The organism is Mucilaginibacter sp., from assembly GCF_028288105.1.
Taxonomy (GTDB): domain Bacteria; phylum Bacteroidota; class Bacteroidia; order Sphingobacteriales; family Sphingobacteriaceae; genus Mucilaginibacter.
On the sequence record NZ_JAQBOI010000153.1, the window covers coordinates 1 to 10,894 of the forward strand.

Sequence of the window (10,894 nt, forward strand, 5' to 3'; positions counted from 1 at the left end):
AACTAATGCTTGCGCATGGCATGATGGATAACAACGTGCCGCCATACAATACACTGCTGGTAGTTGAGGCTCTTGAGAAAGCCAATAAAAGCTTCGACCTGGTGATATTCCCTAACAGCCCGCATGGTTATGGCCCTTACAGCCCTTATATGATGCGCCGCCGCTGGGATTATTTTGTGAAAAACCTGTTAGGTGCCGAACCTCCTTACGATTACCAAATAAAACCAAGGTCAAGCCAACGTTAAAAACCCGCGACAAGTTTATATTTCTGAGAAGAGGCTGTATCATAATCAGCCTCTTTTTTTAGCGCCAAGTCAAGCGTAGACGCTTGACTTATAATATTTTCGGCGTCCACGCTGAATAATAAATGCATCTTGCGTGAGCGTGGACGCTTGAACTGGCGGAGGAGGGAACTTAAATTATAATTAATACTTTTAAACTATGCTTCGCCCCATAGATAACTACTTTTTGCAGCACAGCGAGCCAACTCAAAGTTGCCTTCAATTTTTACGCGGGCATATTCTTAAGCTTGATGCCAACATCACCGAAGAGTGGAAATACGGTATGCCTGTTTTTTGTTATAAGCGCAAAATGATGTGTTATCTATGGATTCATAAAAAATTGCATCAACCTTATTTGGGTATTGTAGCAGGCAAACAAATTAACCATCCCGATCTGATTATTGAGAAAAGGGCGAAGATGAAAATACTCCTATTAGATCCAAATGAGGATCTACCAATGGATAAGATAAATACCATTCTAAACCAGGTGCTGGCTATTTACACTCATTAACAAAAAATGCCACCTTTATGGGTAGCATTTCTATTCGGTTTTAATTTTTGCACTTATAATGCTTCGGCACCCGCTGATGCCACTTCATGGTCCTGTTCTACCGAACCGCCTGATACACCTATAGCACCAATAATTTTCCCGCTGCCGTCTTTTAACACAACGCCACCGGGGAAAGTGATAAGTCCGCCGTTTGAGTGTTCGATGTTATAAAGCGGGCCGCCCGGTTGTGATAGTTTACCTATCTCGCCCGTGTTCATGTCGAAGAAACGTGCGGTTTTCGCTTTTTTAATAGAAATGTCTACCGAACCCAACCAGGCATTATCCATCCGGTGGAAGGATACCAGGTTAGCGCCCTCGTCAACAATGGCTATATTCATAGGCACATTGATTGCCTTTGCTTTTTGTTTTGCAGCTTCTGATAATTTTTCTGCCTCTTCTAATGTAATGCTCATAGGAGTAGATTTTAATAAATTTGAGTAAATAGAACAGCCCACATTAAAGGATGTTTCGTTTATTATTCGTTTTATCCATTTGTACTTTATAAGCCATTTCAAACAGTTCTAATACAAACTCCTTATCGCCATGAGTTTCCATATAAAAACTTAACCAGCCGGTATTTTTAAGGCTATGATGATCTTTCACCCGGCTATTTTGCTGTATTAGTTGCTGTTTTAATTCGCGGTTCAACAGCATATCCAACAGCCCATTACTGTGGATATGCCCTAATTCCTTGTTTTCATGATTAAACTGTAGACCGCCGAATTTGTGGGTAGTAGCTGTTGTATTATCCCGTTTTAAAACTTCCTTTTCAATATCATCTATCCAATCCAGCAATTTAGGGTTGGTTATTAATGTCCACAGCTTAAGCCATGCATCAAACAAATGCGGTAAACCAGGTACAAATTTTAGGAAACCCCAATATTTAACAACAAAATTGAACATGTTATTTTGCTTCGCTCAGTTCTTTAATATGCTCCATTACGCGCAGGTGTACATTGCGGGTAACGCTTTCGGCCCAGATATCATAATACCAAACCGGGAACACGTATAGCCTGTACCAGCTATTACCGGTCAGCGTGGTAGTACCATTGCCGTTATCTTTTAACAGGAACTGGCCACGCAAAATATCGATGTGGCCCATTATTTCCGGGTCGCGCGGCTGGTTGGTAATGTCGAATGTAAGGTCCTTGTTTTCGTTATAGGTTACTATCTTTTCATCAAACACATAACCATTGCTGAATATACATTTACGCTTTGCACCTAAATAATACCCTTCGGCGGTTGATTGTACCGGACTGGGCATCCCTATACGAAAAAGCCAGTATTTGCCCGGGGTTTCTATCCGTTTATAGGCTACTACATATTTCCAAACCTCGGCTGGTGGGGCATTTATGGTTATGGTATCGGCAACCTTGTTCTCGAAATGATGGACGGATAACGAATCGAAAATAAAGATGCCGAACAGCATTACAAATACGCTTACGTTAAGCGTTTGATTGTTTTTTTTAAACATAGCGCGCCCGGCAAACGCACCCATCATAGTAAAAACCATTAACAAAGGAGATACAATAATGAGGCATATAAAACCTTCGCGCAAAAATATCGCGCTCATAGCGGCAGCAATAAATACATTTACGCATGAATAGGCAGCTAACGTCTTGCTTTTTAATTCAAGTTTACGCCAGCACCAGATACTGATAACACCCATCGCAAAAGGCACTATTACAAATTCTGAAAAAATAAGGATACCTGACTCCGGTTCTAAAAACCTTGTTAAGCCAATAATGAGCAGTGCAAATAAATTTGACAAAATAAAGCCTTTATTTTCGGCTAATGTTATTGCTTTTAGCATGATAAGGTTTATTTAAAGGTGACTATTATTTGTGATATTTTCTAACTGATAGGTGTAACGACAGGCGATATACAAGGGGATGATGCCTATCACCCCAAACGAACAATCTACCAGTTGCCAAAACAGCGGAATATGCCTGATTGGGCCTGCTATAAACGCCAGCGGGAATATCAATACACATGCTATCATGCCAAATTGCAGTACCCAAATGTTCCTTACGGGATCGCGCAAGGGACCAATGAATGCTATCGCTATAATTATGTGGGCAAAGGCCAGCCAATCGGTGCCATAGCTTAGGTAGGGGTATTGCGCGTTGGTGGTTTTTACGGCTGTATAAATAGTGCTTAACCAGTGCTGCATTTTAGGCGAAAAGGCAGAGAGGTTATTCATCGCTATAGCCAACTCACTTTCTATGGGGAATGCGGTGATACCGCTTAGTACCAATCCGGCCATCAGAAAGATGAGCCAGCGTTTTATCTTCTTTTTTAATTGTGTTGGGGTAGGTTGCATGTGTTTAGTTTATATCCTGATGCTTACAATATCTTTAATAGCATGTTCAACTTTTGCAAACTGGAACTGGAAGCCTGCATCAAGCAAACGTTTGGGAACAACCCATCGGCTTTTTAATATCAGCTCGGTTTCGGTACCAATAAGCATGGCTCCCATTTCCAGCATCCACGCCGGGGCGGGCAAACCAAAAGGAACTCCACAGGCATGGCGCAGCTCTTTCATCAAATCGGTATTTTTTAAAGGATTGGGCGCGGTACAGTTTAGTATGCCCTTAACTTCCGGGTTTTGCAGCAACCATTCTGTACATTTTACAACGTCCTGCTCGTGTACCCAGGAAACATATTGCTGCCCATCGCCCTGATAACCGCCCATTCCGGTTTTAACCAGGTTAATTAGCCTTGGCAAGGCGCCCTCGTTGCGGCCAAGCACTATACTGATCCGCAGCGCCACTTTACGGGTGTTTGGCGTTTCGGTTTCAAAGAAAGTTTTCTCCCAAATTTTGCAAACCTCTATGGAAAAGCCATAACCAATTTCGCCGGTTTCTTCATCCTGCGGACGGTCTTCCGCATGGCGATAGATGGTTGCAGACGCCGCATTGACCCATAAGGCGGGTGGGTTTATCAAACCATCAACAACCTTTCCCAGCAACCTAGTTGGTTCTACCCTTGAGCTGATAATTTCGTCTCGATTTTTTTGGGTGTAGCGGCAGTTCACATTTTTACCGCAAAGGTTTATCAGCATATCCGCCCCTTCCAGCTCTTTTGCCCAATTGCCCATGGTACGGCCATCCCATACCAGTGTTTTGATATTGCCTTTATCTGCCTGTGGCTGCCTGCTTAATATGATGATCTCGTCGGTATCGTATTTATAATGTTCGGCAAGGGCTTTGCCTAACTGACCATTACCGCCTGCCAGTATTATTTTTTTGTATTTCATGATGATAAGGTTAGATGAATAAGATAACTAAAAGGATTATGACCCGATAAATAGCCCAGCTGATGGTAAGCGTCCATCCGATATTTAAAAGCGTGCTCCTGCGGATGTGTTCTAAAAACATCAGCCCGGCAACCAACATAAAGTAGCCTGCATAAATTACTGGATGCTGCCCAATAAGGTTAGCCAACAATACCATAGGTAATAGCAACAATGCACCACTAAAAGATATGGTCATCATATTACCCAGGTATTCCCATTTCTTTTCGTTAAATGTCAAAGCAATAATCACACCCTGAAATAACACTTGCCCGCCGCATATCAGATATTCTCTATAAACATTACCCACCGGCACTACACCTTGCAATAAACCGGCGTAAAAAGTAAGTATGTATGAAGTAACAGCCCATGCAAATACCAGATAAGCTACGCGGTATTTTAATTTAAATGTAGGCTGTAAAATAAAGTTATCCCCTATGCTTGGTATAATAACCCTGCGGTTGTATGACAGGAAGCTGTAAAGCTTGCCCATTACCCAAACAAAAGGACTAAAATTAAACAGCGGTTTAAACACCGGCATTGCGTTGCCAATAATCTTGAAAAGACTTTTTACGCCGTAGATAACTTCTCCGGTTTCTTGATCTATCAATGCAATTTCGTTCACCGCGCGTTGCCTGTCAACCATTGGGCAGGCTTCGGGGCTTAATTGCTGATACGCCTCTCTGCCATTTTTATCAAGCAAGCCGGCTTGTACAAAAGCATTGGTGTACATTTTGCACATGGGGCATTCGGCATCATAAAGTATAGTGTGGTTTTTTAAGGTTATCATTATAGTAATATTTGAATTTTCAGTAATATTTGAAATATATAAAGCAAAAAAAATGCTACTTGAACATTTTAAAAATAGATCCCCAAAACCAGCTTTCTTCTGCTTTAAGCATTGTTTCTAAAGTTTTGTCTACGTTTTTTGCCATCTTGTTTATATCTGTTACAGATTTGTTAAAGGTTGCATATTCCGGGTCTTTGCTATCCCCTTTTACTTTTACCAGTTCGTCTAATATTTTCATAACCGGTTCCAACTCGCGTTTACGGCGTTCTTTGGCCACCTGGCGTGCAATGTTCCAGGTATTTTTATCAGCAAAAAAGTATTCCTTACGTTCGCCTGCCTTGTGTAGTTTTTCAACCAAGCCCCAGCCCATCAGATCTCGCAAGGTCATGTTGGCGTTACCGCGAGATATGCTCAGGCTTTCCATGATCTCTTCGGTGGTTAACTCACCTGGTGTTACCAGTAGCAACGCATGTACCTGCGCCATGGTGCGGTTAATGCCCCATTCAGAGCCCAACTTACCCCACGCTTCAATAAACTTTTGTTTTGCTTCTGGTAATTCCATGTACAAATATAAATATCTTTTTAAACTTTCAAAATTTATTGAAAGTTTATTTTAATTATTTTAGGCTGACTGTCTGTTACAATCCTATACGCACAAATAATTTTCATCTTACACAGGATAAGCCCATCTTTACCTACATGAATATTTTAGTGACCGGAGCTACCGGATTTATTGGCCGGCAACTTTGCTTTACGCTTGCAAATAAGGGGTATAATGTAAAAGCGCTTTGCCGAAACATTCATCACCCTTACTTAATAAAACATGCTAATATTGAGCCTATAAAAGGCGACATACTGGATACCGATAGCCTGCTGAACGCCATGCAGGGTTGCACACAGGTATACCATACTGCCGCCATGGCCAAAATGTGGTGCCGTAACCAGGATGATTTTCTGGAAACCAATGTTACCGGTACACGCAATGTTTTACAGGCGGCGCAAAAAGCAGGCGTGAAACGTATAGTTTATACTTCTACCTGTGGTGTATGGGGGCCAACCTTAAAGTATCCCCTAACCGAAGAAGAACCCCGCATAGTTGGCTTCCCTATTGCTTATGAGCGTACTAAATACCTGGCCGAGCTGGAAGTAAACAAGTTTGTACAGCAAGGTATGGACGTGATTACTGTTAACCCATCCCGTGTGTTTGGCGAAGGGCCGATAACCGATAGCAATACCGTTAGTAAAATGATAAGCGGTTATTTGAAAGGCAAGTGGCGCATTATTCCCGGCGATGGCGGGCAGATCTCCAACTACTCCTATTTGGATGATGTGGTTGACGGCCACATTGCCGCTATGGAAAAAGGACTTACCGGCAACCGCTATATTTTAGGCGGCGAAGATGTGAGCTTTAACGAGTTCTTCAGTACGCTGGAGCAGGTGTCGGGCGTACAGCGTAACATGGTGAGGGTACCGCAAAAGGTTATCAAATTTTACAGTCATATCGAAGCTCTGAAAACCAAGCTAACCGGACTTACGCCCGTTTTTTTACCAGAGTTTGCCGACCGACTAAAGTTTAACCAAAAATACAGCAGCCAAAAAGCTGTTGAGCAATTAGGCTATAAAATAACACCCTTTACCGAAGCTATGCGCAAAACCGTTGATTATTTAAAAGCAAATTAATATGCCGCAACTAACCGCCATAATTACCGGTGCCAGCGAAGGATTGGGGAAAGCGTTTGCTATTGAACTGGGTAAACGCAGTATTAATCTGGTGCTGGTTTCGTTGCCTGGTACGGGGCTGGATAACCTGGCAAAATACATCCGCAAAAATTTTGAAGTTAGGGTTGATGTGATAGAACTTGACCTGACCAACTCCGAAAGCCATCAACAAATATTTGCCTACCTAACCCAGCAACAACTAACCGCATATATCCTCATCAACAATGCCGGCATAGGTAATTGGGATTGGTTTATTGACAACAACACCGCCTTTTACAAAAAGCAAATTGACCTTAATGTAACCATCCCAGTTTTGCTAACGCGATTATTCCTTGGGCAAGTAGATACCTCCACTACTTCTTACATACTAAATGTGGGTAGTATGGGTGGTAGATTTGTAGTACCACGCAAACAGGTGTATGGGGCAAGCAAAGCCTTTATCAATTACTTTACCAAATGCATGCAGCTGGAGCTTTTAGGTACAAACGTAAAAATGAGCTTGCTTAGTCCGGGTGGGATAAATACCAAGCCGGAATTACTGGTGATAAATCAGCAGCTTAAGGGCATTGCCAAAGCCACCATTTTGGAGGCCGAGGATGTGGCACGTATTGCTATTGATGGTTTGTTCAAAGGCAAAAAAGAGATCATCCCCGGTGCGGCTAATAAGTTACTGGTAATATTGAATGGTATTTTGCCGGGCTTTATAAAGGGTGCGATTATTAAGGGTAAGTTGAAGGAGCATGGTAAATAACCAACAGTAGAGATGCGATACTTCGCGTCTTAACCCTACAAAAAGAGGCGCGATACTTTGCGTCTTAACATTACAAAAAGAGACGCGAAGTATCGCGTCTCTACAATTTTTTATCTTATCTATTACTTCCCTGCAAATCTTGGTAGTAGATCAACTGCCGCGCCCGGCATTTTAACCTTGTAACGGTAACCTCCCGGAAAACTATCCTCTTCCTTTATAAACTCGTGCCCTTTTTTGCTGATCCAAAAAGTTTGGGTATAGTGTGTGCCTTTATTATCGGTTTCGTTAAATAGTTTCCAGCAATCTACCTTTTGGTTGTCTAAAGTGCTTACCACTTCACTGCCTGTAATTTTGTAAATAATATATTCTGGTTTGCCAAAGCCGGCATCGTAAAAGTTAATGGCAAAAGTTTTACCGGCAGCTAAGGGCATCATTTCGAAGGTTTCGATATCCTGGTTCCAGTTAAAATTGGGTTCGGTAAAATTTAATGCAAAATCCTTTTTGGTATTTAATGCAACTGTATCCGCACCTTTTATTTTGTCGGCACCCCAATTGTAGGCCCCAACTTTACCGCCAATGGTTTCGGTATGATAAACAGGCGAGAAATCTTTCACCCTGTTTACCGAATATCCCGTACGATAACTAATAGTATCGCCGCCATACCAATGCTGGGTGGTGGCAAATACTTTTTCGCCGTTGCGGGTCTCTATTTTTGTATCGCGCAGCCAAAACCAAAACCTAAGTGCTTTAGGACTTTTAGCGTTCTGAAAATACACCAGGTACTGGCGTAACCCGGGTTTTAAGGTAGCGGTATTCAGGCGATGGTCTTTTACACGAATGGTATCGATCTGTGCCGATGCATATTTTGGCTGTGCCGATAAGAACAAAGTAGTAAGGCAGGTTATAACTATTCCTGTTATTGATAATTGTGCTTTCATTATGTGTGTTATATGGAGTTTAAGTTCGTTGCATCAAAACTCCTGTTAATCAGGTGCCATATAAAATCATTTAAACCATATGCCCAATATATTTAGCGGCTAAAGCTTTCTTTTCAATAAGATGGCCTGCTGTCAGTTATAAACGCAATACGCTTATCTGTTGAAGAAATTCACCTATTGATTGAATAAAAACCCGCTGTTGTTTAATGTGGTAGATATCTACCAAAAAGCTTTGTACTTTTAAGCATGCTATTGTTAAAAAGGAAGCCCAGCATTGTGCAACTGCAGTGGATGATTTGGGTATTTGTTTTCCTGGTGCTCACTATGTCGCTGATTGCAATGGATGGCCTTGTGCAGGCGGGTACTTACGCGCTTTTAAATACAACCTTTTACGCCGCTATTATTTACGGTAATATTCTGTGGCTTTTCCCCCGTTTATATCAAAAAGGGCACGTTGTTAAATATATGCTGGCGGTAATTATATTTCTGTTGGTTATTGGTGCAGTAAGGGCATTTATCGCACTCAATGTTTATAATTTACTCTTTGCCAAACACCCCGAACCCATGACCTTTAAGGCTATAGCAACAACTATAGTGGGGGGTATAATGATACTTCTGCTCAGCTTTATATTCCGCATCGCTATTGCCTACTTTGCCTTAAAGCAACAATCGGAAGATATCATAGCCCAAAAAACACAGGCCGAATTAAACCTGCTGAAATCGCAGGTGCAACCGCACTTTCTGTTTAACACACTAAATAATATTTATTACGAGGCCTATCTGGAAGCGCCCCGAACGGCAGCATTGATAGAGCGCCTATCAGATATTATGCGCTATTTTGTTGACGAAAGCCCAAAACAGGAAGTGAACCTGGGTACCGAGATCCAGTTTCTTGAAAACTACATCGCGCTGGAAACCATCCGGATCCGCTATGATATTGATATCACTTTCACCAAGAATTGCGATACGGCTTTGAGCCTGCCGCCTATGCTGCTCATGACTTTTGTCGAGAATATTTTTAAGCATGGTATAGATAAAAGCAGTAGCCAAAATAAAATAGAGATATCACTATTACAGCAAAACGGGCGCTTAATATTTACTACCAGCAATAGCGTTCCGCAAAATCCACCAACTACGTTATCAACCGGGTTTGGGATCCAGAATTTGCGTAAGCGCTTAGTGCTTTTGTACAAAACCGATTTTGATTTACAGGTTGAAAATAAAGGCGATATTTATGTGGCCCAACTAAACATTCCGCTGGCATGAATTTAAGGTGTATTATTATTGACGATGAACCCAATGCGGTTAGCCTGCTGGAAGTGTTGATTGGCCAAACTACGCAATGGCAGCTTTTAGGTAAATGTTACAATGCTTTAGAAGCTATAGATTTTTTAAAAAGCCACACCGTTGATTTTATTTTCCTGGACATAAACATGCCTCACTTAACCGGCATGGAACTGGCCGGCCTGCTACCTAAAGAAACCAAAATTGTGTTTACAACAGCGTATGCAGAACATGCCGCCGAAAGTTATGCTTTTCAAACTATAGACTACCTGCTAAAGCCCATAACCCTGAAACGTTTCCTGGCTGCCACACAAAAAATTGAGGCTGTTTTTGGCAAGCAAACTGTTATTGAAAAGACAGAAAGCAAGGCTGATGACGCTTATTTCTTCGTAAAATCGGGCAAGACCTTACGCAAGATATTGCTGGATGAAGTGTTATATTTTGAAGGCGAAAAAGAGTATGTGCGCCTGGTTACCGGCACCGAAGAACTGTTGATATATCGCCGCTTAAAAGAAATTGAAGAGCAGTTGTCGTCTCCCTTCATACGGGTGCATAACTCGTATATCGTTAATACTAAATTGCTCAACAAAATACAGGATAACCATATTTATATCGGCAGTAAACAGATCCCTGTAAGTGAAAAGTTCAGGGAAGGTTTTATGGCGATGATAAGGCAAAGGATGTTTTAAGGTAACATTTCCAAAATTAACCCGTCATTGCGAGGTACGAAGCAATCTCTTTAAGCTATTCCCGCATGCTAATTATTCGTTTAGCAAATCCTCATATAAGTCTTTCCAGCGGGGATTTATAGAATCAACTAGGTCGATCTTACTTTGACGGCTTCCACCTTTAATAAGTTTTTCAGCAGCAATTGCTTCTTCAATATGCGAGTAGATAATAGTAAACCAGTTTATCGCAATTGTACTTTGACGTAAAACTTTTAGGATAGGTTTTATTTTTATGATCCCAGGTCCTACCAATTAAATCGGAAGTAACCCCGGTATAAAAAACTGCATTTTGCTTGTTAGTCATGATGTACACACAACCGCCTCTTTGCATAACCATAGCATATCATTTAATTGTCCTAAAGAGATTGCTTCGTACCTCGCAATGACGGTCTGGTAGGGATTGTCAAATTTGCTTATCGCCTACTTATCCTAAAGAGATTGCTTCGTACCTCGCAATTGTAAGGGTTACGTAATTCGGTAACAGAATCAGGTATTTTTATTTGTTGTTTAGGGTGACCATATCGATAGGTTTCTTGCCGCTGATCCCCTGATGTGGTC

At 41.6% G+C, this 10,894-nt stretch carries 15 protein-coding genes; 6 read left to right on the top strand and 9 right to left on the bottom strand.

Features of this window, described 5'->3' with window-relative positions; all coding sequences use genetic code 11:
• On the top strand, window positions 1-245 hold a 245-nt coding region (locus tag JWQ85_RS10855), incomplete at its 5' end, for a prolyl oligopeptidase family serine peptidase (protein ID WP_299467784.1).
• A gap of 196 nt (window positions 246-441) precedes the next feature.
• Window positions 442-792 carry a DUF1801 domain-containing protein gene (locus JWQ85_RS10860; protein WP_299467785.1) on the top strand — a complete coding sequence of 117 codons (351 nt, stop codon included), beginning with the start codon at window positions 442-444 and terminating at the stop codon, window positions 790-792.
• A gap of 53 nt (window positions 793-845) precedes the next feature.
• Here the strand turns inward: JWQ85_RS10860 and JWQ85_RS10865 are convergent, their stop codons facing one another.
• Genes JWQ85_RS10865 through JWQ85_RS10895 form a run of 7 tightly spaced genes read right to left on the bottom strand, consistent with a single transcriptional unit; the run spans window position 846 to window position 5,478 of the window.
• Entirely contained in the window at window positions 846-1,244 is a 399-nt protein-coding gene (locus JWQ85_RS10865; protein ID WP_299467786.1) for a heme-binding protein, read from the bottom strand.
• 43 nt (window positions 1,245-1,287) lie between these two features.
• A complete protein-coding gene (locus JWQ85_RS10870) occupies window positions 1,288-1,734 on the bottom strand; it encodes a luciferase family protein (protein WP_299467787.1) in 447 nt (148 codons plus the stop codon).
• A gap of 1 nt (window position 1,735) precedes the next feature.
• On the bottom strand, window positions 1,736-2,644 hold the full coding sequence (locus tag JWQ85_RS10875; RefSeq protein ID WP_299467788.1) for an SRPBCC family protein: 909 nt from the start codon (window positions 2,642-2,644) through the stop codon (window positions 1,736-1,738).
• Window positions 2,645-2,656: 12 nt separating this feature from the next.
• Window positions 2,657-3,154, bottom strand: a complete 498-nt coding sequence (locus JWQ85_RS10880; protein ID WP_299467789.1) for a hypothetical protein — start codon at window positions 3,152-3,154, stop codon at window positions 2,657-2,659.
• Between the two features lie 9 nt (window positions 3,155-3,163).
• On the bottom strand, window positions 3,164-4,090 hold the full coding sequence (locus JWQ85_RS10885; RefSeq protein WP_299467790.1) for a TIGR01777 family oxidoreductase: 927 nt from the start codon (window positions 4,088-4,090) through the stop codon (window positions 3,164-3,166).
• Between the two features lie 10 nt (window positions 4,091-4,100).
• Complete coding sequence (locus JWQ85_RS10890; protein ID WP_299467791.1) at window positions 4,101-4,916, bottom strand: DUF393 domain-containing protein; 816 nt, start codon at window positions 4,914-4,916, stop codon at window positions 4,101-4,103.
• 55 nt (window positions 4,917-4,971) lie between these two features.
• Window positions 4,972-5,478 carry a GbsR/MarR family transcriptional regulator gene (locus tag JWQ85_RS10895; RefSeq protein ID WP_299467793.1) on the bottom strand — a complete coding sequence of 169 codons (507 nt, stop codon included), beginning with the start codon at window positions 5,476-5,478 and terminating at the stop codon, window positions 4,972-4,974.
• 137 nt (window positions 5,479-5,615) lie between these two features.
• Here JWQ85_RS10895 and JWQ85_RS10900 point away from each other — a divergent pair, with 137 nt between their 5' ends.
• Window positions 5,616-6,596 carry an NAD-dependent epimerase/dehydratase family protein gene (locus JWQ85_RS10900; protein WP_299467795.1) on the top strand — a complete coding sequence of 327 codons (981 nt, stop codon included), beginning with the start codon at window positions 5,616-5,618 and terminating at the stop codon, window positions 6,594-6,596.
• Between the two features lies 1 nt (window position 6,597).
• Window positions 6,598-7,386 (top strand): SDR family oxidoreductase, encoded by a 789-nt coding sequence (locus tag JWQ85_RS10905; protein WP_299467796.1) that lies wholly within the window; start codon window positions 6,598-6,600, stop codon window positions 7,384-7,386.
• Window positions 7,387-7,508: 122 nt separating this feature from the next.
• On the opposite strand, the gene JWQ85_RS10910 is transcribed toward JWQ85_RS10905, so the two are convergent.
• Window positions 7,509-8,324: a hypothetical protein gene (locus tag JWQ85_RS10910; RefSeq protein WP_299467798.1), complete on the bottom strand. Its 816-nt coding sequence runs from the start codon at window positions 8,322-8,324 to the stop codon at window positions 7,509-7,511.
• Between the two features lie 246 nt (window positions 8,325-8,570).
• Here JWQ85_RS10910 and JWQ85_RS10915 point away from each other — a divergent pair, with 246 nt between their 5' ends.
• Both JWQ85_RS10915 and JWQ85_RS10920 read left to right on the top strand, forming a co-directional pair.
• Window positions 8,571-9,590, top strand: coding sequence for a sensor histidine kinase (locus JWQ85_RS10915; protein WP_299467800.1), 1,020 nt, complete (start codon window positions 8,571-8,573; stop codon window positions 9,588-9,590).
• The gene (locus JWQ85_RS10920) at window positions 9,587-10,297 is read left to right on the top strand and encodes a LytTR family DNA-binding domain-containing protein (RefSeq protein WP_299467802.1); all 711 of its coding nucleotides are present in this window, start codon (window positions 9,587-9,589) and stop codon (window positions 10,295-10,297) included. Before JWQ85_RS10915 ends, JWQ85_RS10920 begins: the two co-directional genes overlap by 4 nt.
• Window positions 10,298-10,487: 190 nt before the next feature.
• Here the strand turns inward: JWQ85_RS10920 and JWQ85_RS10925 are convergent, their stop codons facing one another.
• Complete coding sequence (locus JWQ85_RS10925; protein ID WP_367186201.1) at window positions 10,488-10,673, bottom strand: GIY-YIG nuclease family protein; 186 nt, start codon at window positions 10,671-10,673, stop codon at window positions 10,488-10,490.
• Between the last annotated feature and the right edge of the window lie 221 nt (window positions 10,674-10,894).